This is a genomic window from Alphaproteobacteria bacterium, from assembly GCA_040905865.1.
In the GTDB taxonomy this organism is placed as follows: Bacteria; Pseudomonadota; Alphaproteobacteria; order UBA8366.
Genome location: JBBDQU010000011.1, coordinates 1 through 23,088 on the forward strand (window position 1 = coordinate 1; position 23,088 = coordinate 23,088).

24 protein-coding genes are annotated in these 23,088 nt (G+C 63.3%); 15 read left to right on the plus strand and 9 right to left on the minus strand.

Translation table 11 applies throughout. The features are described from left to right. Positions 1-126: 126 nt before the first annotated feature. The 7 genes from WD767_02895 to WD767_02925 form a co-directional block, all read right to left on the minus strand. Positions 127-687 carry a GNAT family N-acetyltransferase gene (locus tag WD767_02895; GenBank protein ID MEX2615021.1) on the minus strand — a complete coding sequence of 187 codons (561 nt, stop codon included), beginning with the start codon at positions 685-687 and terminating at the stop codon, positions 127-129. Continuing rightward, positions 680-1,117 carry a GNAT family acetyltransferase gene (locus tag WD767_02900; GenBank protein ID MEX2615022.1) on the minus strand — a complete coding sequence of 146 codons (438 nt, stop codon included), beginning with the start codon at positions 1,115-1,117 and terminating at the stop codon, positions 680-682. Before WD767_02900 ends, WD767_02895 begins: the two co-directional genes overlap by 8 nt. Before the next feature lie 14 nt (positions 1,118-1,131). Continuing rightward, a complete protein-coding gene (sseA, locus tag WD767_02905) occupies positions 1,132-1,980 on the minus strand; it encodes a 3-mercaptopyruvate sulfurtransferase (GenBank protein MEX2615023.1) in 849 nt (282 codons plus the stop codon). A gap of 25 nt (positions 1,981-2,005) precedes the next feature. Further along, positions 2,006-2,725 (minus strand): alanyl-tRNA editing protein, encoded by a 720-nt coding sequence (locus WD767_02910; protein ID MEX2615024.1) that lies wholly within the window; start codon positions 2,723-2,725, stop codon positions 2,006-2,008. Continuing rightward, a complete protein-coding gene (locus WD767_02915; GenBank protein ID MEX2615025.1) occupies positions 2,722-3,729 on the minus strand; it encodes a cysteine synthase A in 1,008 nt (335 codons plus the stop codon). Before WD767_02915 ends, WD767_02910 begins: the two co-directional genes overlap by 4 nt. A gap of 95 nt (positions 3,730-3,824) precedes the next feature. Continuing rightward, the gene (locus WD767_02920; GenBank protein ID MEX2615026.1) at positions 3,825-4,445 is read right to left on the minus strand and encodes an NUDIX domain-containing protein; all 621 of its coding nucleotides are present in this window, start codon (positions 4,443-4,445) and stop codon (positions 3,825-3,827) included. Continuing rightward, positions 4,435-5,055: an NUDIX domain-containing protein gene (locus tag WD767_02925; GenBank protein ID MEX2615027.1), complete on the minus strand. Its 621-nt coding sequence runs from the start codon at positions 5,053-5,055 to the stop codon at positions 4,435-4,437. Before WD767_02925 ends, WD767_02920 begins: the two co-directional genes overlap by 11 nt. 449 nt (positions 5,056-5,504) lie before the next feature. Between WD767_02925 and WD767_02930 the strand changes: the two genes are divergently transcribed. The 6 genes from WD767_02930 to WD767_02955 are packed head-to-tail and all read left to right on the plus strand — an operon-like array spanning position 5,505 to position 10,578. Beyond that, positions 5,505-6,296 carry an SDR family oxidoreductase gene (locus WD767_02930; protein ID MEX2615028.1) on the plus strand — a complete coding sequence of 264 codons (792 nt, stop codon included), beginning with the start codon at positions 5,505-5,507 and terminating at the stop codon, positions 6,294-6,296. A gap of 1 nt (position 6,297) precedes the next feature. Then, the gene (locus tag WD767_02935) at positions 6,298-7,203 is read left to right on the plus strand and encodes a methylenetetrahydrofolate reductase (protein ID MEX2615029.1); all 906 of its coding nucleotides are present in this window, start codon (positions 6,298-6,300) and stop codon (positions 7,201-7,203) included. A 25-nt stretch (positions 7,204-7,228) separates the two neighbouring features. Further along, on the plus strand, positions 7,229-7,831 hold the full coding sequence (locus WD767_02940; protein ID MEX2615030.1) for a histidine phosphatase family protein: 603 nt from the start codon (positions 7,229-7,231) through the stop codon (positions 7,829-7,831). 34 nt (positions 7,832-7,865) lie between these two features. Continuing rightward, entirely contained in the window at positions 7,866-8,372 is a 507-nt protein-coding gene (locus tag WD767_02945; protein MEX2615031.1) for a cupin domain-containing protein, read from the plus strand. A gap of 5 nt (positions 8,373-8,377) precedes the next feature. Continuing rightward, on the plus strand, positions 8,378-9,187 hold the full coding sequence (rutD, locus tag WD767_02950; protein ID MEX2615032.1) for a pyrimidine utilization protein D: 810 nt from the start codon (positions 8,378-8,380) through the stop codon (positions 9,185-9,187). After that, on the plus strand, positions 9,184-10,578 hold the full coding sequence (locus WD767_02955) for an amidase (GenBank protein ID MEX2615033.1): 1,395 nt from the start codon (positions 9,184-9,186) through the stop codon (positions 10,576-10,578). Before rutD ends, WD767_02955 begins: the two co-directional genes overlap by 4 nt. 4 nt (positions 10,579-10,582) lie before the next feature. On the opposite strand, the gene WD767_02960 is transcribed toward WD767_02955, so the two are convergent. Further along, a complete protein-coding gene (locus WD767_02960; GenBank protein ID MEX2615034.1) occupies positions 10,583-11,455 on the minus strand; it encodes an LLM class F420-dependent oxidoreductase in 873 nt (290 codons plus the stop codon). A 280-nt stretch (positions 11,456-11,735) separates the two neighbouring features. On the opposite strand from WD767_02960, the gene WD767_02965 reads away from it, so the two are divergent. The 5 genes from WD767_02965 to WD767_02985 all read left to right on the plus strand — a co-directional run bounded on the left by WD767_02965 (position 11,736) and on the right by WD767_02985 (position 17,436). Beyond that, a complete protein-coding gene (locus WD767_02965) occupies positions 11,736-12,869 on the plus strand; it encodes a zinc-dependent alcohol dehydrogenase family protein (GenBank protein MEX2615035.1) in 1,134 nt (377 codons plus the stop codon). Positions 12,870-12,882: 13 nt separating this feature from the next. Continuing rightward, positions 12,883-14,070: a CoA transferase gene (locus WD767_02970; protein ID MEX2615036.1), complete on the plus strand. Its 1,188-nt coding sequence runs from the start codon at positions 12,883-12,885 to the stop codon at positions 14,068-14,070. Next, complete coding sequence (locus tag WD767_02975; protein ID MEX2615037.1) at positions 14,067-14,981, plus strand: LLM class flavin-dependent oxidoreductase; 915 nt, start codon at positions 14,067-14,069, stop codon at positions 14,979-14,981. The genes WD767_02970 and WD767_02975 overlap by 4 nt, the downstream gene beginning before the upstream one ends. Before the next feature lie 296 nt (positions 14,982-15,277). Further along, complete coding sequence (locus tag WD767_02980; protein ID MEX2615038.1) at positions 15,278-16,432, plus strand: tetratricopeptide repeat protein; 1,155 nt, start codon at positions 15,278-15,280, stop codon at positions 16,430-16,432. Beyond that, complete coding sequence (locus tag WD767_02985; protein ID MEX2615039.1) at positions 16,429-17,436, plus strand: response regulator; 1,008 nt, start codon at positions 16,429-16,431, stop codon at positions 17,434-17,436. The genes WD767_02980 and WD767_02985 overlap by 4 nt, the downstream gene beginning before the upstream one ends. A gap of 287 nt (positions 17,437-17,723) precedes the next feature. Here WD767_02985 and WD767_02990 read toward each other — a convergent pair whose 3' ends face one another. Then, positions 17,724-18,245 carry a hypothetical protein gene (locus WD767_02990; GenBank protein MEX2615040.1) on the minus strand — a complete coding sequence of 174 codons (522 nt, stop codon included), beginning with the start codon at positions 18,243-18,245 and terminating at the stop codon, positions 17,724-17,726. Positions 18,246-18,378: 133 nt separating this feature from the next. On the opposite strand from WD767_02990, the gene WD767_02995 reads away from it, so the two are divergent. Genes WD767_02995 through WD767_03010 form a run of 4 tightly spaced genes read left to right on the plus strand, consistent with a single transcriptional unit; the run spans position 18,379 to position 23,088 of the window. Continuing rightward, positions 18,379-18,537, plus strand: coding sequence for a hypothetical protein (locus WD767_02995; GenBank protein MEX2615041.1), 159 nt, complete (start codon positions 18,379-18,381; stop codon positions 18,535-18,537). 5 nt (positions 18,538-18,542) lie between these two features. Beyond that, positions 18,543-20,588, plus strand: coding sequence for a hydantoinase/oxoprolinase family protein (locus WD767_03000; GenBank protein ID MEX2615042.1), 2,046 nt, complete (start codon positions 18,543-18,545; stop codon positions 20,586-20,588). Then, the gene (locus WD767_03005; GenBank protein MEX2615043.1) at positions 20,585-22,315 is read left to right on the plus strand and encodes a hydantoinase B/oxoprolinase family protein; all 1,731 of its coding nucleotides are present in this window, start codon (positions 20,585-20,587) and stop codon (positions 22,313-22,315) included. Before WD767_03000 ends, WD767_03005 begins: the two co-directional genes overlap by 4 nt. Continuing rightward, the gene (locus tag WD767_03010) at positions 22,312-23,088 is read left to right on the plus strand and encodes an enoyl-CoA hydratase-related protein (protein MEX2615044.1); all 777 of its coding nucleotides are present in this window, start codon (positions 22,312-22,314) and stop codon (positions 23,086-23,088) included. The genes WD767_03005 and WD767_03010 overlap by 4 nt, the downstream gene beginning before the upstream one ends.

Here is a 23,088-nt window from a genome sequence, read left to right on the forward strand (position 1 = left end):
TCCTGGCATCAATCCTCGGAACCATGGATCGTTAACCTGGATTCGTTGCCCTGGGAAAGATGCCAGGTGAAGCGGCGGCAATTCGCCGATATACAGCCCCTTGCAATTTATCATGGAATACGGATTCTAGTTTTGAAAGCACACCATGGCGCTCGGGTCCGGAATGGCGATTTTCTCCTGATTGAATACCGTAAAGCCGACTTTCTGGTAGAGAAGCAGGGCGGCCGGATGGTCCAGGTTGCAGGTGTGAATCCATACCCGTTCCGGGTTCATGTCCCATGCGGTATCGACCGCCCAGTTGACGAGATAGCGGCCCAGGCCGCGGCCGACGAATTCCGGCATGAGGCCGAGATACGCGATTTCGACACTGACATGCCGGCGGCTGTCAATTTCGACATATCCGGCAGGAACGCCGCCGACATAAAGGACATAGACCGCGACGCTGTCATCGTGGATGATTCTCGCGAGGGCGTTGTCGTCCATCTGCCGTCGCTCGTACCAGCACCAGTCGCGCCCGATGGTGTTGTAGAGGTAGCGATAGAATGACAGCGTCGGTCGTTCGGCCCGCAGGAGCATGACCGGCCGCTTGAACAGGGGCGGGCGGGCGCCGGCCCGTTTCGGCCGGGCGCGCATCTCCAGTGACGTGATGGTGATATCCCGCAGGGGGGCTGCCGCGCCGTCAGTCATCCTGCGCGTCCGCCGGTCGGTGCAGCCAGCGCGACATGGTAATGACCGGTTCGGTCCTGTATCCCATGGATTCGTAAAACCGCGCCACGTCCGCGTTGGCATTGCGGATCATGAGTTCCAGTTTGGGCACGCCAAGGTCGCGCAGCCATCCTTCCGCATGTCCGACCATCGCTTTGCCAAGCCCCTGTCGATGCCGTTCCGGTGCCACCCCCAGATAATACAGCCATCCGCGGTGGCCGTCATGGCCGCACATGATGACAGCGGCAATGACATCGTTCTCGCAGGCGCCGACGAAAATTTCGGCGCTTTGCGTATTGCGGGCAAGGCGGATATCGGCGACCGGGTCATTCCACGGCCGCAGAAGGCCGCATTGCCGCCACAGGGCGATGACGTTGTCCGTATCGCCATCGCGGATCGGTCGTATCTGCATTCTGTTCCGGTCCGCTATTCGACGGGCGTATCGTCGCGCGCGCCCCATTCCGACCAGGACCCGTCGTAAACGGGTACGGTTTCATTGCCGATCAGGTACATCCCGAGGGAAATCAGGCACGCGGCGACGCCGGAACCGCATGTGGCGACCACAGGTTTCCGATAGTCGATCCGCTGGTTTTCCAGCGCCGCCTTGATGCCGTCCGCCGGCAGGAAGGTCTTGGTGGATTCGTCGATGAAGTTTTCAACCGGAAGGCTGACCGAACCGGGCATATGGCCGCCGCGCAACCCTTCGCGGGGTTCGGGCACGGTGCCGACAAACCGTCCCGCGGGGCGGGCGTCGACGACGAGTTCCCGCCGCGTTTCCTGATTGGCGAGCATCTGGTCAATGTCGCGGACGAGCGCCGGGTTGAGGGTCGCCCGGAAGGTCCCGCGCGGCGGATCGGCAATATCGTCGGTAACCGGCAGTTGTTCGTTCAGCCATTTCGGCAGGCCGCCATTGAGGATGGCGACGTTTTCGTGACCGAAGACCCGAAAGGTCCACCAGGCGCGCGGCGAGGTGCGGACGCCGTGCACATCATATATGACGATCAGGTCGTCATTGGACAGACCCAGCGTTTCCATCTGCGCACCGAACTGGCCGGCGTCGGGTAGCATATGCGGGAAGGGATTGTCCCGGTCCCGCACATCCTCGATATCGAACAGCATGGCGCCGGGAATATGCCGCTGTGTAAACTCCGTCTCGGCGTCACGCCCGGTTCCGGGCAGGTGGTAGCTGGCGTCGAGTATCTTGACATGCGGATCGTTGAGGTGACTGGCGAGCCAGCCGGTTTCAATCAGGGCGTCGGGATTGGCATAAGTCATCTCTGCCTTCCAGTCTCATGCAGGTTCATGGTCCCGCCAGTATAATATTGACGCGCCGGTTGCGTTTCCCCTTGTTTTCGATCTTGCCGACCTGGACGCGTCCGACCTCGCCGGTCCGGGCGAGATGGGTGCCGCCGCAGGGTTGCAGGTCCACACCGGCAATTTCGAGCAGCCTTATGCTGCCGGAGCCCCGGGGCGGCTGGACCGACATGGTGCGCACCATTTCCGGATTGGCGTCGAGTTCCGCCTCATCGACCCAGCGGGCGGCAACGGCGCGGTCCGCCGCGACGAGGCGGTTGATCTCTGCTTCGATGACGGGTTTGTCCAGGCTGCCGTCGCCGATGTCGAAATCGAGGCTGCTTTTGTCGGCGCCGATCCTGCCGCCGGTCACGCCGAAGGGTATGGCGGCGCACAGCAGGTGCAGGCAGGTATGCATCCGCATATGGGCATAGCGCCGCGCCCAGTCGAGCCGCGCCGTGACGCTTTCGCCGGGCGCCGGAAGGTCACTGCCTTCCGCGGCGACATGGACGACGTTTTCGTCGCCGTCGCCTTTTACCGTGGTGACGATGCGGATCGGTTCCCCGTTCGCGGGCGCCAGGAATCCGGTGTCGCCGGGCTGGCCGCCGCCGGTCGGGTAGAAGACCGTTCGGTCGAGGATGATTCCGCCACGGTCATTGACGCCGATAACCGTGGCGTCGCATTCGCGCAGGTACGAATCCGCCCGGAACAGCTCCTCCGTGATCATCTGGCTTCCAGCCATGTCGGGACAGGCAGGTCCTTCTCGCGCAGGAAGGCGGGATTGAACAGTTTCGACATGTACCGCGTACCGGAATCGCACAGGATTGTGACGATTGTCTTGCCCGGGCCAAGCTCCCTGGCCAGGCGTATGGCGCCGGCGACGTTCACGCCGCTGGAACTGCCGACGCACAGCCCTTCGTAGTTGAGCAGGTCGAAACATATCTGCACCGATTCCGCATCGGGAATCAGGTAAGCCGTGTCGGCGCGGGCGTCCTTCACATTGCCGGTGACGCGGCCCTGGCCGATGCCTTCGGTGATCGAACTGCCTTCCGATTTCAATTCGCCGCTCGTGAAATAGGCGTACATGGCGGCGCCCGGCGGGTCCGCCACGGCGGCGACAATGGCGCTGTTCCGTTCCTTCAGGAAATCGGCGATCCCGGAAAAGGTGCCGCCGGTGCCAATGGCGCAGGTAAACCCGTCCACCGCGCCGTCGGTCTGGCGCCAGATTTCGGGGCCGGTGGACTTGTAATGCCCGCCGCGGTTCGCGGGGTTGTCCCACTGGTTCGCCCACAGGGCGCCGTTCGGTTCCGATTTGGCCAGTTCGGCCGCGAGCCGTTCGGACACATGGACGTAGTTGTCCGGATTCTTGTACGGCAGGGCCGGAACTTCCCGGAGCTCCGCACCGCAGAGCCGCAGCATGTCTTTCTTTTCCTGCGACTGGGTCTCCGGAATGACGATGACGGTGCGATAGCCGCGCGCATTGCCGACCAGAGCCAGGCCGATACCGGTATTGCCCGCCGTGCCCTCGACGATGACGCCGCCGGGCTGCAGCACGCCGCGTTCTTCGGCGTCCAGAATGATATACATGGCCGCGCGGTCCTTGACCGATCCTCCGGGGTTGAGGAACTCCGCCTTGCCGAGGATCGTGCAGCCGGTTTCCTCTGAGGCCTTGCGCAGTTTTATCAGCGGCGTGTTGCCGATGCTGCCGATCAGTCCGTCCCGAACGTCCATGTTATCGTCTCTCGCTGTCTGAATGTTCGCGGGACGCTGTTTCCCGCACCAAGGCGCACTATCGGTGCCTTTCAAGCATTTCACGATCGCCACGGTCAAGTCCATCGGCGACGCAATGACGCCCTGTTCATGGCCAGCCATTGCAGCCCGACAATCCCGACCGCGTTGTTGATTGTACCGTTGCCGACCAGATCGAGAACCTCGCCGGCCGGAAAGGCGAAGGCGCGAATGTCTTCGCCTTCCGACGCCAGCCCGTAGATGCCCTCGACGCCGTCCGACGATACCTCGCCGCAGAACATCACGACCTTTTGCGTGGAGCCGCCAGGGCTGGAATAGAATTCCATGACCTGCTCCAGCCGCCCGATCACGCAGCCTGACTCCTCCAGGGTTTCGCGCCGCGCCATTTCGTCCGGCGATTCGCCCGGTTCGACGATGCCCGCGACGATTTCGGTACTCCAGGGATAGGGGTCCTCGGCGGCGAATACGCCGCCGCGGAACTGTTCGATCAGGACGACCATGTCGCGGACCGGGTCGTAGGGGATGACCGCCGCCACGGCGCCGCGCAACTGGACTTCCCGACTGACCTGTTCGCTCCACCCGCCCGCATGCAGCCGGTGGCGCAAATGGAAACGGTCGACCTTGATAAAGCCGTCCAGCAGCGTTTCCCGGGCATGGAGTTCGACGTCCAGGCGGCTCAATCGAATATTACGTTTCATTCCGGGCCTGATCCCAGCGCCGGCGCAGGGCGCTTCGGTTGAGGGCGAGCCACTGCACGCCGATGATGCCGATGGAATTGTTGATCGCACCGGATGCCACATGGGCGATTGCATCATCGACCGATTCGGTGAAAACGCGGATATCCTCGCCTTCTTCCGCAAGGCCATGGATCCCGCCCACGCCATCCGACGATACTTCGCCGCAGAACACGGTCACGAATTCGGAACAGCCGCCGGGGCTGGGGTAGAAATCCATCACCTTTTCGAGGCGGCCGACGCGGCAACCGGTTTCTTCGAGCGTTTCCCGGCGCGCCATTTCGGCGACTGTTTCGTCTTTTTCTATTATTCCTGCGACAATCTCGATGCTCCAGGGCCGCGGGTCGCCCGCGACGAACATGCCGCCGCGAAACTGTTCGATCAACACGACCCGGTCAAGGACCGGGTCATAGGGGATGACGGCGGCAACGGGATCGCGCAGCATGATTTCCCGGCTCAGCACGGGGCTCCAGTCCCCGGCGAACAGCCGGTGGCGCAACTGGAAATGATCCATGCGGAAAAATCCCTGATGCAGGTTTTCTCTGGCTTCCAGTTTGACGTCGTCTCGATTCATCTCGTGCTCCGGCAAAGGGCGGTATGCCGCATTATGAAACCTTCCGGCGCCAAATGCGGGGTTGGGGCGGTGTTTACCGTATATACTTTACAGGTGTCCGGTCTGAAGCAGTAGGCGTGAGTACGGGTTTCGGGGATATCGGGGACGATACGGCAAATCCGGATGGCGAAGCGTCGGCCATGCCAATCGTTCAGCCGCTGTGAAGCGGGAATGTCCTATGGCTGGCTGCGCGCCGGGAGTTGCTGCATGATCTCGACAGGGCCGCGCGGATCGTGCGAGAAAAGACCCCGAACTCGGACGAAGCCCGCCCGCTGATCAAAAATCACGTCAATCTCATGCGGATGTGGGCGGAAACCTGACAGGATGTCGCAACCGTCCGCCACACTTTCCGGCGGGGATCCCGGATTGGGGCGGCGCCGGCGGCGGAAACGAATCGAAGGGAGACGATTGTGGACGTAAGAATGGATGGGCGCACGGCGCTGATCACGGGCAGCAGCCTGGGATTGGGGCTGGCGATGGGGCACCGGTTCGCGGAATCCGGCGCCAATGTCGCCCTGGTCGGTCGCCGCGCCGATGTGGTGAAGCAGGCGGAAGAAGCGGTCCGCGAGTCGGCGGGCGGGAACGGCGGCAAGGTTGCCTCCTTCGCCTGCGACGTCGCCAGCGCCGAAGGCGTGAAGGAACTGCACGAGGCGGTGGTCGACGCGCTGGGGCCGGTCGATATTCTCGTCAACAATGCCGGCACGTCGCAGACCGGCAAATTCGACGACATCACCGATGAAGTCTGGCAGGCCGATATCGATCTGAAACTTTTCGCGGCGATCCGCCTCTGCCGACTGGTCATGCCGGGCATGCGCGAACGCAAATGGGGCCGGATCATCAATGTGCTGAACCTCGGCGCCAAGGCGCCGCGGCCCGGCGGCGCGCCGACAGCGGTCAGCCGCGCGGCGGGCATGGCGCTGACCAAGATTCTGGCGGGCGAGGGCGCGCCGCACAATATCCTGGTCAACGGCCTTCTGGTCGGCAATATCCAGAGCGACCAGTGGGTCCAGCGGCACAAGAACGAAGGGAGCGGCAAGACGCTGGACGAATATTACGCCCAGCTTGGCCAGCGCATTCCGCTGGGCCGCCTGGGTACGGCGGAGGAATTCGCCAACATGGCATGTTTCCTTGCCTCCGAGCAGGGATCCTACATCACCGGCGTCGCGATCAATGTCGATGGCGGCATGAGCCCCGTCGTCTGACATGAGCAATCTTCGCAAAACGATAGCCGCGGGCTGTTTCACTGTAACGGCGGAAATCGTCCCGCCGCTATCCGCTTCCCCGGCAACGCTTCTCGCGAAGGCCGATCCGCTGCGCGGCCTTGTCGATGCCGTCAACGTCACGGACGCCGCCGGTGCGCGGGTCACCATGTCGAGCACCGCCGCCGCCTCTCTTCTGTTGAATTACGGGGTCGAACCCGTGTTGCAGATGACCTGCCGGACGCGAAACCGGCTCGCCATCGAAGGCGACCTGATCGGCAATGCCGCGCTTGGGATCAACAACGTGCTCGTCCTCACCGGCGACGATCCGACGACGGGCGACGAGCCGGAATCGGCGATCGTGAACGATCTTAATTCGCAGGGCGTCGTCGCCATCGCGAAGCAGATGCGGGATGAGGGAAAAATTCCCTCCGGCCGGGATATCGATCCGGCGCCGGACCTGTTTCTGGGGGTGGCGGACAGTCCCGTCGATCCGGACGCGGACTGGAAGCCGCACAGCCTGATCGCGAAGGCGGATGCGGGCGCGAATTTCGTCCAGACGCAGTTCTGCTTCGACGTGGCGCCGCTGAAACGTTATATGGATGCGCTGGCCGGATTCGGCCTGACCGACCGGATGGCGTTTCTGATCGGCGTCGGTCCCATTGCGTCGGTCCGTTCGGCGATATGGATGAACGAAAACCTGTTCGGGGTGACCGTGCCGGACAGTATCATCAAACGGCTTGAAGGCGCCGCCGACCAGAAGGCCGAAGGACGGCGGATTTGCGTTGAAATCATCCAGCAATTGCAGGAAGTTTCGGGCGTGGCGGGCGTACATATCATGGCGCCCAACCAGGATATGGATGGCATTGCCGCGGTCATTTCGGAATCCGGCGTCCGCGCCGGACGGTAATTTGGAAATCGAGGGAGATACTTGTATGGAAACGCCGGCCTGGCACCTCGCGATGCAGAAAATTGCCGCCGATGCCGGTGGCTTACAGACCGATATCGAGCGGTTCTACTTTTTGCGCCACGGCGAAACCGAGCACAACAAGCGGCGGATCATCCAGACGCAGCGCGGCGTGACCCTGAACGATACGGGACGCGGGCAGGCGCGCGCGGCGGCCCAGATACTGAAGAGAGTCAATTTCCTGGAAATCCATGCAAGCGACCTGGAACGCGCCTGGGAAACGGCGGAAATCGTGAACCTGGAATGCAGGAAGCCGATCCACAAGGTACCCGCACTGTATGAACGCAACTGGGGCGACTGGGCCGGTGGTTCGAATGTCGATCTGGACTGGGGCGGCAGCCCCGGCAATGGCGAAACGCTGGAGGAATTTACCCTGCGCACCCTGCACGGCTTCAACGAAGTGCTGAAACATGGTGAAATACTGGTGGTGGCGCATGGCGGTAATTATGCGGTCCTGATGGCGGCTATCGGGCTGTCGGTCGCGGGGCCGCCGCTGATCAGAAATGCGACACCGATGCGTATTGTACGCAACAGCGCCGGCCCGGCCGGCTGGATGCCTGAACCGCTCTGAATGACCGTAACCGGTCGCAGTGGGAGGAAAGCACATGGACAAATCTTCAAGGGGCGCGGCCTTTGTGGTCCAGCCGGGCGAGGGACAGAGCTATTGGCAACCGGTCCCGGCAAACGGCTATGCCGAGGTGATGGTTTCCAGCCGCAATGACCCGTCCATCGCCGGGTTTTCCAGCGGCGTTCAGGTCATCGCGCCCGGATGCCATATCCGTGAACACCAGCACGGCACGGAACAGGAACTTCTGTTCTTCTTCGAAGGGAAGGGAACGGTTCTCGTCAACGGCGAGGAGCATCGTGTCCAGCCGGGTACCACGGTCTATGCGGGGCCAGGAAATTCGCACAAGATCATGAATGACGGACCAGACGACCTGAAGATGATGTGGGTCATGATGCCGGGCGGTCTGGAAGACTTCTTCGAACAGATCGGCCGCGCCAGGAGGCTCGGCGAAGACGCGCCGGCGCCATTCGCCCGACCGGAAAACATCGCGGAAATTGAGGCGCGAACTGTCTTTACGCCGGTGGATGGCGCCAACGGCGAGTAACGCGAATGCCGTTCCTGACGCTTTCCGATGGCGAAAGTCTCCATTACGAGGTGCATGGCGCGGGACCGCCGCTGTTGCTGGTGTCCGGTCTTGGCGGCGTCGCGTCTTTCTGGAAACCGCATGTCGCGGTCCTGGCTGAAAAATTCAGGGTCATTCTGCACGACCACCGCGGCGCCGGCGCCAGCAGCAAGTCGCTGATCGAATATTCGGTGTCGCAGATGACCGACGACCTGCTGCAACTGATGAATCATCTCGATATCGGCCGCGCGGATTTTGTCGGGCACTCGACCGGCGGGGCCATCGGGCAGACCATGGCGCTGGATTTCCCGGAACGGATCGACCGTCTGGTGCTCAGCGCGACCTGGACCGCGGCGGATGACTATTTCCGCCGCCTGTTCGACATGCGCAGCAGCATCCTGAGCGCGGGGGGAATCGAGGCCTATGTCCGTTCGCAGGCGGTCTTCATGTTTCCGCCGGACTGGATCCGCCGGCGGCTGTCGGCGATGCTGCAGCAGGAGGAGGAAACGATCCGGGCGTTTCCGCCGCCGGAGGTCATGCTGCGCCGTATCCGGGCGATCCAGAAATTCAATCGCCAGGCGGAGCTGGGCAATATCGCCGCCCCCTGTCTGGTCATCGGCGCCCGCGACGACATGATCACACCGGCCTACTATTCCGAGGAACTGGGCCGGCTGATTCCCGATGCGCAAACCGTGATCCTGCCGACAGGGGGGCATTTCTTTCCGGTTTCTCAGGCGGAAGCGTTCCGCAACCATCTGTCCTGTTTCCTCACCGCCACCGAAAGCAATACATCATGACCGATCCCGACCTGGCCTACCGTGCCGCGCACGACCTCGCCGCCGCGATGGGGGACGGGCGACTTTCGCCGGTCGATCTGGTCGAAGCCCTGCTGGCGCGTATCGCGGCGCATGACGAAAAACTCCATTCCTTCGTGGCGGTCTATGGCGACGATGCGCGCCTGGCTGCACAGGCGGCGGAAAAGGCCATACGTTCCGGCCATGCCGTCGGGCCGCTGCACGGGGTGCCGGTGGCGCTGAAGGATATCATCGACCTGGAAGGCCGCGTCACGGCCGGCGGTTCGATGGTTTTGAAGGATCGGGTGTCGACGGTGACGGCGACGCTGGCGCGAAAGCTGATCGCCGCCGGCATGATCGTGATCGGCAAGACCCATTCGGTCGAATTCGCCATGGGGGGCTGGGGCACCAACCAGCATATGGGCACGCCCTGGAATCCGTGGGACGGGGCGGTCCATCGCGCGCCGGGCGGATCGAGCGCGGGTACGGGCGTCGCCGTGGCGGCCGGGCTGGCGCCCTGGGGGCTGGGGACCGATACCGGCGGGTCGGTCCGGTTGCCGGCTTCGTGGTGCGGACTGACGGGGCTGAAGACGACCGTCGGCCGGATAAGCTGCTTTGGCGTGCTGCCGCTTGCCACTACGCTGGATACGCCCGGGCCGATGGCGCGTTCCGTCGAGGACGCCGCGTTGCTGTATAACACGATGCAGGGACCGGACCCGCGCGATCCGCTGACCCGCGGCGTGACCGTCGACAATCCTCTGCCGAAAATGAAGCGCGGCATCGCCGGCCTGAAACTGGGGATCATGCCGCAAGGCGAGCGCGAGGGCGTGGATGCGGAGGTGCTTGCCGCCTTCGATGCCTCCCTCGAGGTTCTCCGTGAACTCGGCGCGACACTGGAAGTCGTCTCGCTTCCATTGCCATTTGCGGCGATGGGGGGAATGACGGGCCGGATTATCGGCGCCGAGGGTTACTCCTTCGTGGGCGATCTGGTCGACGATATGGACCTGCCCATCGACGATGCGGTGCGGCCGCGCATCTGGATCGGCCGCGACATGACCGCGCGAGTCTATATCGACACGTTGAGGAGGCGGGAAGAGGTCAAGCGCGAATTCGATGCGGCGCTTGCCGGTTTCGATGCGTTGCTGACGCCGACTACCGCCACTGCCGCGCCGGCGGTCGATTCTATCGACCAGGCGACGACGCCGGCAATTTTCACCCGGGCGGTGAACCTGCTCGACCGCTGCGCGCTGGCGTTGCCGAACGGCTTTACCGCTGGCGGACTGCCGACGTCACTGCAGATCGTCTGCGACGCCTATGACGAGGCGATGGCGCTGCGCATCGGCTGGGCCTATGAGCAGGCGACCGGCTGGAATACCCGCCGGCCGCCGCTCTGAATATTCAGCCCGGATAGTTTTCCTTGAACTTGCGCAGCTGTTCGAGGTGTTTTTCGTTCGACGACAGGCCCGACGCCATGGTGCGCACGGTGACATGCGTTGCGCCCATCTGTTTCCAGGTTTCCGCATCCGCCGCCCATGCCTGCGGGCCGCGGTCCTCGGTCAGGATCGTGGTTTCATAGCCGATTTTCTTGACATCCCGTCCGGCCTTGATCGCCGCTTCGTGGAAGATTTCATAATGCCGTTTGGCTTCGTCGCCCGGTCCGACGCGCGGATTGGCCAGCAACCCGTCGGCGATCCGGCCGGCGCGGGCGATGGCGGGTTCGACGAAACCGCCGATCCATACGGGGATGGGTCGCTGAACCGGCAGCGGGTTGATCCCCGCATCCTCGATCTTGTGCCATTTGCCGTCATAGGTGACCAGTTCGTTGGACCAGAGCTGGCGCATGACGTCGATCTGTTCCTCCACGCGCCGACCGCGGTTATGGAAATCCTGGTGCAGCGCATCGAATTCCATCTTGTTCCACCCGATGCCGACGCCCAGCCGCAACCGTCCGCCGCTCAGAACGTCGAGTTCAGCCGCCTGCTTGGCGACAAGCGCGGTCTGGCGCTGCGGCAGGATCAGGATCGCGGTGGTCAGCTGAACCTTCTTTGTCAGCGCCGCGATATAGGTCAGGAAGATCAGCGGCTCATGGAACATGTTTTCGCGCGCGTAGAAGGCGCGCCAGTCATGCGCGACCGGGGTGCCCTGCTGCAGGACATGGTCGATAAGGGTCAGGTGTTCGTATCCCATATCCTCGATCGCCTGGACGAAATCGCGGATGGCGACAGGATCGGTGCCGATTTCAGTGGTCGGAATGGAAACGCCGATTTGCATGATGGTGCCTCTCTGTTCGAAGTTGGCGCAATCCTGAAGAATGTGACATGGCAATGCAAGGAAGCAGCATGTTCAAACGTGCCGGTTCCGTAATCGAAGTTCGCCGCTATCGGGCCAGCCGGCCACCAACGCCCTGTATGACGGGCCGTCGTAACGGAAAGGCGCGAACTGCACCGTTGAGCGCGCCATTTCCGTTGTTTGGCAACCGGGTCCGCCAAGTTATAACAAGCACAGGATGAAATCACGAACGCGCCGCTGGAATGTACGGGAGACTGAGAAAATGAAAATGAAAGCCGCTGTCCTGCGCCGGACGGACGCCCCGCAGCCCTTTGCCGAGAGCAAGCCGCTCAGCATCGAGGAAGTGATCCTCGACCCGCCGGGCCAGAACGAGGTTCTGGTGAAGATCGGCGGCGCCGGGCTCTGTCACTCGGATCTGTCCGTCATCAACGGCGCCAGGCCGCGGCCGGTGCCGCTGGTCCTGGGGCATGAAGGGGCCGGTACGGTCGTCGAAACCGGGCCGGGGATAACCGATGTCGCGGAAGGCGATCATATCGTCTTCCAGTTCAGTCCCAGCTGCGGACGCTGCCGCCGCTGTCTCGAAGGGCGGCCGCAGGTCTGCGAAACCGGGGCGCGGACCAAGGCCGTCGGGGACCTGATGGGCGGCGGCCGCCGGCTGCATGACGCGGATGGCGGCTCGCTGGCGCATCATACGGGCGTCTCCTGTTTCGCCGAGTACGCAGTGGTCGACCGGGGGTCCATTGTCGTGATCGACAAGGAATTGCCGCTATACGAGGCGGCGCTGTTCGGCTGCGCGGTCATGACCGGCGTCGGCGCCGTGATCAACACGGCGCGTATCCTGCCGGGCGACAGCGTGGCGATCATCGGCCTTGGCGGCGTCGGGATGAACGGGTTGCTGGGGGCGAAACTGGGCGGCGCCGAAACCATCATCGCCATCGACCTGAACGACGACAAGCTTGGCCTCGCGCGGCAGCTCGGCGCGACCCATACAGTGAATGCGGCCGACCCGAAATGCGTCGAGCAGGTGCGCGACCTGACCAATGGCGGCGTCGACTTCGCCGTCGACCTGGCCGGCGCCATTCCGGCGATGAAGACCGCCTATGCGGTCACCCGTTATGGCGGCACGGTGGTCACGGCGGGCCTGTCGCCCTCCACGGCCGAATTCTCCTTCAACCAGGGCAATCTGGTGGCGGAGGAAAAGTCGATCAAGGGCAGCTATATGGGCAGCTGCGTGCCGGTACGGGATATCCCGCGCTTCATCAGCCTGTACCGCCAGGGTCGCCTGCCGATTGACAAGCTGATCAACGAACATGTCGGCTTCGACGGGATCAATGCCGGTTTCGACAAGTTGCAGAGCGGCGCGACGATCCGCCAGATTCTGGTGCCGCACGGCTAGACGGGGAATACCAATGTCGGGAGCTCTGGACGGGTTCAGGATTATCGATCTGACGACCATGATCGCCGGACCCTGGGCGACCATGATCCTGGGCGACCAGGGCGCCGATATCGTCAAGGTCGAATCCCGTGGCGGCGGCGACCATGTCCGTTCCGGCGGCAATCGCCGGGCGGGGCTGGCCGCGCATTTTCTCAACAACAACCGCAACAAGCGTTCGATTTCGATGGATCTGAAGGATCCGCGCGGACGCGACGCCCTGTTGCGGCTGGCGGCGGGGGCCGATGTGGTGGTGCAGAATTTCCGCCCCGGTGTCGTGGAACGGCTCGGCATCGACGAACCGGCGGTACGGGCGGTCGCGCCGGATATCATTTATGTGTCGATCAGCGGCTTCGGTGAAACCGGGCCGTATTCGGGCAAGCCGGTCTACGATCCCATCGTGCAGGCGGTTTCCGGGCTGGCGTCGGTCCAGGGCGGCGCGGATGAACGGCGGCCCCGGTTGATCCGGACCATCGTGCCCGACAAGGTGACGGCAATCACGGCGTCGCAGGCGATCACGGCGGCCCTGCTCGCGCGGGAACGGACGGGGCAGGGGCAGCATGTTCGCCTGTCGATGGTCGATGCGGTTATCGCCTTCCTCTGGGCCTCGGACATGGGCAGCCAGACCTTTCCCGACCAGGAAATCAGCGAACAGCGCGCCGCCAGCTTCGTCGACCTGATCTATGAAACCAGTGACGGTTATATGAGCGTTGCGGTGATGACGGACCGCCAGTGGTCGGGTCTTTGCCGGGCGCTGGAACAGCCGGACTGGCTGACCGACGAACGGTTTACAACACCGGCGCTGCGCGACCAGAATATCGACGAACGGCTGTCGGTGACGCAGGAGGTGCTGGCGACGCGTACGACGGATGAATGGATGGAACGACTTGAAGCGGAGCACGTGCCCTGCGCGCCGGTACTGCATCGCAGACAACTGATCGACCATCCGCAGATTCTGGCCAACGGGATCATTGTTGAAACAGAGCATCCCCTGGCGGGACGCCTGCGTCAGGCGCGTCCGGCGGCGCGCTTCGAAAGGACACCGTCATCGATCCGGCGCGGTGCGCCGCTGCTGGGGGAACAGACCGATGAATTGCTGCGCGAGGCCGGGTTCGCGGCCGATGAAATCGCGGCGTTGCGCGCCGCTGCTGTCGTGGGGGAATGATGCCACAGAAAAAGCCGGCGCTGAGTCTCGTCGCGATGCCGGGGCGACGAATTGCGACACTGGAACTTGCCCGTGAAATCGAGGCGCGCGGCTTTTCCGGAATCTACTGTCCCAGCATCTCGGGCGGGCTGGCCTTGTGCGAGGGGATCGCCCAGGTGACCGAAACGATCCGGTTCGGGACCTCGGTTTCGCCGATCTATACGCGTCCACCGCTGGACTATGCGCAGAACGCGAGCTTTGTCCACGAGGTTTCCGGCGGCCGGTTTACCTTCGGTATCGGTGTCAGCCATGTTCCGTCCATGTCGCGCATGGGGATTCAGGTGGGCAAACCCGTGCCGGATATGCGGGCCTTCGTCACCGCCTATAGGGAGGTAACGGGAGTCGGGGAAAAACCGCCACTGGTGCTGGCCACCCTGCGCAAGCGCATGATCGGCCTTGCCGGGGAAATCGGGGACGGCATGGTCTTCGCCAATGGCGCCCGGTCGCATATGACGGAGTCGCTCTCCGTCCTGCCGCGAGAAAAGCGCAGCGATCCCGGCTTTTACATCGGCAACATGATTCCGACCTGTATTACCGATGATATCGAGGCGGCGCGCGCCGTGCACCGGCGGAACCTGACCCATTACGCCAGGCTGCCGAATTACCGGAATTACTGGCGCGAGGCGGGATACGAGGAGGAGATGGCGGCTATCGACGACGCTATTATCGCCGGCGAGGAAGAACAGATACCCAAACTTCTGACAGATCGGTGGCTGGACGACATCACGCTGTCAGGTTCGGTGCCGCAGATTCGCGACGGGCTGGATGCCTGGTATGAGGCGGGCATCGGTACGCCCATCCTGGTGCCTTCATCGGCGGCGGGCAACCAGATCAAGGCATTCCAGGAAATGTTTGCGGCGTTCGACGACTAGACCGGATCGTGTTTGATTGAAATCGCCTCTGGCGATCCAGCCAGACACGTGAATCACTTGTGAGCAGCAGGTCGACACGGCCCGCTGTCGCAAGGAGTTCCAGCGCCGTATTGCCGTCGTTCGCCGCGAAGTCCGTGTAACCCGGCATCTGTCGTTGGGTCACAGTCAGACGGAAGCGCCTGTTGCCAGCGTCGCAGAACCATATGCGAACACTTTTCTAATTTGTTAACGGATTACGCCCTATAACCGGCGCTGGTCCGCCGTCGGCGTAAGGGCCGGAGGTCGGAACGAAGCGTTTGGTCTTTGTTGCTGGCCAGTCCCGCATTATCCTGATCATCATGCGAGGCAACACGGTATTGCATCATTTCATTGCCCGATTTTCAGGCGCGGCAACGCATTTCAAAATATTGTGCCGGCTATCGGGGGCGATCGCGCTGATCCTGGTCCTGTCTTTCGCCGCTTCGACGCAACTGGCGGCGCAGTCGCCGGAAATGACACGAAATTTTCAACGCGGTTCGTCGCTGTATGAAGCCGGAATGTACGAGGCCGCGGCGCCGTATTTCGAGCAGGCGCTCGTTCTGAGCGAGCAGGAATTCGGCGCGGAGAGTTCCCGGACCGGGTTCATACTGAAAAATCTCGCGACCGTTCACAGCCGACAGGGAAAACATGCTCTTGCGGAACCGCTCTACCTGCGGGCGCTTTCGATCTTCGAACAGACATTCGGACCGGAAAACGGCCTTGTCGCCGAATTGGTGAACGAGCTGAGCATCAGTTACGTGGAGCAGGAAAAATACATACAGGCCGAACCGTTGCTGGCGCGCGTCCTCGAAAATCTCGAAGCGACGTTTGGTGAGAATGATGCCCGGGTTGCCGTTGCCGCCTATAATTACGGATACGCCAGCGAATTCCTTGGCGATGCGCAAAAGGCGCGGGCGCTGTATGTGCGGGCGCTGCGAATATGGCAGTCGCAGGAAGTGCCGGACGAAACCAGCGTGGCCGCTGCCGAAGCGCGTCTTTCGGGCCTCGGGCGATCGCAGGGCCGTGGTGAACCGTCGCTGGCGCCCTATGTGCCCCGGGTTCTGCCCGGATTGTCGCCGCCGGCCATCGAACCGCCGGTCGCGGTCGCGGCGCGGGATACCGAAGCCGCCCAACCGGCGACCGGCGCGGATGCGGCGATACCGGCGGATTCGCCGGATGCCGGCACCGCGTGGCACGTGCAGTTAGCCGCGTTCCGGACGCGGGAGGCGGCGGAACGCGAGTTGAAGCGGCTGCAGGCGTCATTCGGTTCGTTGCTGACCGACGCGGGAGACCTGGCGATCCGGGAGGCAGTGCTCGCGAAAGGGGTCTTCTACCGGGTTGGAACCGGCCCGTTGCCGGGAAAGGCGCCGGCGACAACATTATGCGCCGCGCTGAAAGTACAGCAGCAGGGCTGTATCGTGGTTCGCCGATGAGCGACCGTAAACGCGACAGCGGCATCGGCGCGCGCATCGGTAAAAGGTTCCGCGCAGATTATCCCGATGTCGAAATCTATCTGGGGGAATCGCATGGCCAGATGCGGACGGCGCTTCGCTCCGCATTGCGCGACATCCGGTTGAACGTGCACGAGGATTACGAGGAATGCGAGCCGTTGCGCCAGGCATTGCGCGACGGCAATGCAGACATGGTGATCGTCGATGCGGACCTGGCGGGGGGCGACGCCCGCAACCTGATTGAGGCGATCCGCTTTGCCAAGCTGGGGCCGAATCCGTTTGTGCCGGTCATCGTGACATCCTGGCAGAACGACGCGGCGCGTTTGCGGCAGCTGATCGACAGCGGCGTGGACGGGCTGCTGGTGAAACCGACATCTGTCCAGGCTATCCAGAGCCATATCGATACCATTATTTACCGGCGCAAGCCATTTGTTGTCACCAGCAGTTATATCGGCCCGGACCGCCGGGTCGATCCGGCGCATACCAGCGACATCAGGCTGATCGATGTGCCGAACACCCTTCTGTCCAAAGTGCGGGGCGACAGGATCGATCCGGTCGCATTGCAAAAGGAAATTGCCAATGTGCTGAAGACGGTCAACAGCGAACGGCTCCGTCGCAATGCATTCGAACTGTCCTTCCTTATCCAGATGATTATTGGCGATTACAGCGACTCTGAGAAGACAGCGCGTACCGGACGTCTCGTCGAACGGTTGCGGATGGTGATTCAGGATACGGCGGACCGCCTGTTGGGTACGCCTTTTGAACATAACAGCGGTATCTGCCAGTCGCTGCTGCGGGTGGCGGAGTCCATCGCCGTCGACTACCGCAAGGCCGCCAGCAAGGATATCGCTTTACTGAAGCCGCTATCGGATGCTGTGTTACTGAGCTTCAATCCGGAGCGGTCCGCATCGGATTTGGCGCGGGAGATCGCCACATCGATCGATCAGTTCAAGTCGCGGACGCCCGTATTGAAAGAGCCCGATTGATCCCGCCGGCCGGCGAGGCCGTCGGGGCGGTCCTTTCCCGGGAAGAGGTTTTCAGGGCGGGAAGCCGAAAATTATCGAAAATTTATTCTTTTATCCCCCATCCGGGCGATCCGGCGGCCGGGGAAGGCGGGTAATGTCTCGTCATTACCTACCCCTGGTCGGCGCGACAAGCCCCTCGCGCAGACCTCTTGGGCCTCGTATTGCAACGGCAACTCTCATGCCGCCGCAATACGGGGCTCTTTTTTGCGCCGGGCGGTTTTCGGAAGTTGCCTGACTTATTCGGCGGCTTATTGTGGCTTCATCAGCATGTCGAGCATATCGCCGATCATTCTGGAAACCCGCTCATTCAGATCGACATAGCGCGCCGCCAGACCATATCCGTCGACGCGAACGACATTGGCCCAGACGGAAAACTTGAATTTTTCGCCGTCACTCATGGGCATCACGAACTGGAACGTGAACGGGTCGCCGGCGCGCAGCGATCCGATATAGGGGCCGATCATGATGCCGTGCCGGCTCCAGTTGATGACGTTGTAACCCTCGTTGTGGATATACGCCATGGCGCCGCCCACTGGAATGCGCTGCTCAGCCCGTTTACCCTTGCCGCCAGATGCCATCCGGTTACCCCCCCCCCTTGAAATAGCCCGTCCAAGGTGCGCCGCCCATTCAGGGTTGTTCTGCCTGCACGCTGGATAAATGCCTGAAGCGGACAAATCCGTCCATGCAATATTTGGCATGCCAACCCGCATTTGCAGTGCCTGCGCGACCTGTTGCACATCAGGTTTGAATGGAACCGCAACAGGTTTCATTCAAACAGATTCACGTATTTGTTGGATCGCCAGGAACGATTTCAGCCAAACACGATCCGATCAATGACGCACATTTGATCGCCGCCGTTGCGACTGTGTATGATCGTGGCGGGACAAGGGAGTTACCGGACAATTGAGCGATAAACGGGAGACAGCGGCGGCCGATGCCGTGGCGGGTATTGGCGGCGGCGCCACGTCGATGGTGAGCGGCGTTCAGGCGGCGAGAACCGGCGCGGCGCTGGTTGCGGCACCCGATTGCGGAATACTCGCTCTACCGGACCTGTCATCGTGACCGACATGTACAGGCTTGGCATCGATGTCGGCGGGACCTTTACCGATTTCACGCTACTGAACGCACAGACCGGGGCGACGCGTCATTTCAAGGCGTCGTCCACGCCGCGCGACCCCTCGGAATCGATCCGCGACGGTATCGCCGCCATTCTGGCGCTCGAAGGCATCGATGGCGCGGCGCTGCGGTTCCTCGGCCACGGCACGACGGTCGCGACCAACATGGCGATCGAACGGCGGGGCGCGCGGACCGGGCTGATCACGACGCAGGGGTTTCGCGATGTGCTGGAGGTCGGCCGCCAGATCCGCCCGCATCTCTATGACTATACCCAGGGCAAGCCGCCGCCGCTGGTGCCGCGCCGCCGGCGGCATCAGGTCGTCGAACGCATCGGGGCCGACGGCGCGGTGCTGACGCCGCTGGACGAGGCAGGCGTGGCGACGGCGCTGGCGGCGCTGGCGAAGGAGGATGTCGCGGCGGTCGCCGTCTGTTTCCTGCACTGTTACCAGGCGCCCGATCATGAACGCCGCGTCCGCGCGATGATCGAGGATGCCCTGCCGCACGCCTATATCAGCCTGTCCTCGGAAGTCCTGCCGGAATTCCGCGAATACGAACGGCTGTCCACGACGGTCCTCAATGCCTATCTCGGGCCGGCGATGGCGAATTACCTGAACGGGTTTCTGGAATCGGTGCGCCGCCTGGCGCCGAAGACCGAGCCCTACACGATCCATTCCAATGGCGGCCTGATGACGGCGGCGACAGCGCGCGACTACCCGGTGCGAACCTGCCTGTCGGGTCCGGCGGCCGGTGTGGTCGGCGCGGCGGAAACCGCGCGCGACGCCGGTTTTCCGAACATCATCACCTTCGATGTCGGCGGCACCAGCACCGATGTATCGGTGGTCAGTGAGGGACGGCCGTCCTTTACCGCCGACCGGCGTGTCGCCGGACACCCGGTGCGCACGCCGATGCTGGATATCCATGTGATCGGCGCGGGCGGCGGCAGCATCGCCTGGATCGACGATGCCGGCGGGCTGAAGGTCGGGCCGCGCAGCGCGGGGGCGAATCCCGGTCCGGTTGCCTACGGGCTGGGCGGGACCGAGCCGACGATCACCGACGCCAATATCGCGCTGGGGCGCCTCAATCCCGGCGGGTTGCTGGAAGGAACGATGGCCGTGGATGCCGATGCGGCGGGCGAGGCGATCCGCCGCCGGGTCGCGGAACCGCTGGGGCTGGCATTTGAAACCGCCGCCCACGGGATCATCGAAATCGCCATCGCCAATATGAGCCGCGCCATCCGCTCCGTCACGACCGAACGCGGCCATGACATGGCCGATTTCGCGTTGTTTGCCTTTGGCGGCGCCGGGCCGCTGCACGCGGCGGAACTGGCGCTGGAATGCGGTATCCCGAAAATCATCGTGCCCGAGGAACCGGGGACGATGTGCGCCCGGGGTATCCTGCTGTCCGACATCGTCCATGACCTGGTGCGCAGCGCGATATCCCGCGCGGAACCGGACGGCTGGCAGCGGGTATGCGACCTGTTCGCCGAAATGGTCGCGGAAGGGCACACCCTGCTCGAACGCGACGGCGTGCCGAAAGAGAAACGCGCCTTCCGCCATTTCATCGAGGCTCGCTATGTCGGCCAGAATTACGAGGTTCGTGTCGAAATCGACGATGCCGAGGCGGTCAGGCTGGACGGCTTCCTTGAGGCATTTGCCGCGCGGCATACCCAGGAGTATGGCTATGACATTGCCGGCCGGCCGGTTGAAACGGTCAACTGCCGCAGCCAGGCCATCGGGCAGGTCGCGCTCGCACGGCCGACGCGGGAACGGGGAACCGGCTCGCTGGCTGACGCCGTCACCGGCGAGCGGGACGTCTATTTCGGGGCCGTTCATGGCTGGCGGTCCAGCCGGGTCTACCGCCGCCGGTCACTGCCCGAAGGCGCAATCATCGAAGGACCGGCGGTGATCGAGGAAATGAGCGCGACAACGCTGCTGCTGCCCGGGCAATTGGCGGCGCTGGACGGGACAGGCAATATCGTGATCGAGACAGGCGCATGACACAGGGCGGCAACCGGGTGTTTTCACCCATCGCGATGGAGGTCTTCAGCAACCGGCTGCTGTCGATCACCGAGGATATGGGCAACACGCTGATCCGCTCCTCCTTTTCCACCAATATCAAGGAACGGCGGGACTGTTCGGTCGGCATGTTCGACGCCGCCGGGCGGCTGATCGCGCAGGCCTCGCATGTGCCGCTGCATCTCGGCTCGCTGATGGGCGGCGTCGATGCGGTGCTGAAATCCTACCGGCTGGCGGACATGAAGGCCGGCGACGCTTTCATCTGCAATGACCCCTATCTCGCCGGCGGCACTCATATGCCGGATATCTCCATTGTCTCGCCGGTCGTGATCGACGGCACAGTACGGTTCTTCACCGCCAATATCGCGCATCATTCCGATGTCGGGGGCGCGGTGCCGGGTTCCATATCCGGTTCCGCCCGCACGGTGTTCGAGGAAGGCATCCGCATTCCGGCGATCCGGATTGCCGTAGGCGGAGTCATCATCGACGATGTCATGCGGTTGGTCGTCGCCAATACCCGCGAGCCCGACGAACGGCTGCTCGACCTGCGGGTTCAGGTGGCGACCAACGCGCGCGGCGTGGCGATGGCGCGGCAACTGGCGGCGAAGACGGGACTGGATGACATGCTGGGCTCGGTCGACGACCTGCTGGCCTATACCGGCCGGCGGCTGCGCAGCCGGATCGCCGCGCTGGCCGATGGCGAATACACCTGCACCAGCTATCTGGACGATGACGGGCAGGGCGGCGAACCGGTAGCGATCACCGCGACGGCGCGGATATCCGGCGATCGGCTGACGCTCGATTTCGCGGGCACGGCCCCCCAGGCGCGCGGGGCAATGAACGTGCCAGACAGCGCCCTGCGCGCGACCGTGTATTATTCGATCAAGACGCTGCTCGATCCGGGCCTGCCGCCGAATGGCGGCATGTTCGACGCCATCGATATAAGCGCGCCCGAAGGCTGCCTGGTCAATCCGCGCCACCCGGCGGCGGTCGGGGCGCGCAGCATCACCTGCAACAAGATCGCCCGCGCCATCTTCGGCGCCTTCGCGCCGCTGCTGCCGGATGAAAACGTCATGGCGGCGGGGCATGACGCGATACCCGCCATCGTGTTTTCCGGCGAGCGCCGGGGCGGCGCCGGGCCTTTCGTCTATCTGGAAACCATCGGCGGCGGCGCGGGCGCGCGCTCCAGCGAGGACGGCATGGACGCGGTGCATGTGCACATGACCAATACCTCGAACCTGCCGGCGGAAGCGCTGGAGCACGAATACCCGCTGCTGGTGGATGAATACGGGCTGGTGCCGGATTCCGCGGGCGCCGGAAAACATCGCGGCGGCGTCGGTATCGCCCGGCAGATCCGCGCCCTGCAGGACGGCATCATCTTCTCGATCCGGTCCGACAGCCATGTGATCGCGGCGCCGGGCGTGTTCGGCGGGCGGGATGGCGGCACGGCGGACCTGATCCAGAATGCCGGCAGGCCGGATGCGCGGCAACGATCCTCGAAATCGACCCATATCGAATTGAAAGCGGGTGAGTCCATGCGGCTGGAAACGGCCGGCGGCGGCGGCTACGGCGCGCCGGGTACCCGCGATGCGGGAGCGCTGGCGAGGGACATCCGCGACGGGATAATTTCCCGGGAAAAGGCGGAAGAAGATTATGGCGGGACGCTCGTCGAACAGGCGACGTCTTTGCCGGCAACGGAGGAAGCATGAGCGACGATCTGATCAAACTCACCTATGACGACCGCGGCGATCAGGGGCGCATTGCGTGGGTGACCTTCAACAATCCGGAAAAACGCAACGCGCTGGGGCTTGCGGGCAAGGAACGGTTCATTGCCGCCATGACGTCATTGCGGCACGACGAGACCCTGCGCGCGGTTGTGCTGACCGGGGCCGGGGACCGGTCCTTCGTCGGCGGCACCAACCTGGCGGAAATGGCGGAGTTCGATCTCGCCAAGGCGGATTCGTCCAGCACCCTGACGCACCGGGTCTGCGATGCCGTCCGCCAGTTCCCTGTTCCCGTGATCGCGCGGATCAACGGATACTGTTTCGGATCGGGCATGGAAATAGCCGCCTGCGCGGACATGCGGGTCGCCGCCGATCATGCCAAATTCGGCATGCCGGAAGTGCGGTTCGGAATCCCCTCGGGCATGGAAGCCTCGGTCCTGCCGCGACTGATCGGCTGGGGCAAGGCTTGCGAACTGGTGCTGACCGGTGACCATATCGATGCCGACGAAGCGTATCGCATCGGTTTCCTGGAGCGGCTGGTGACGGGCGCCGAACTGGACGACGCGGTGGAGCGCTGGGTCGTCTCGCTGCTGGCCTGCGGACCGAAGGCGGTGCGGATCCAGAAGCGGCTGATCATCGACTGGGACCGCATGTCGCCGACGGACGGCGCGCGCGCGGGCATGCAGGCCTATGTCGATGCCTATCGCAGCGACGAGCCGCGCCGCATGATGACGGCCTTCGTCAACCGTAAGAAATAG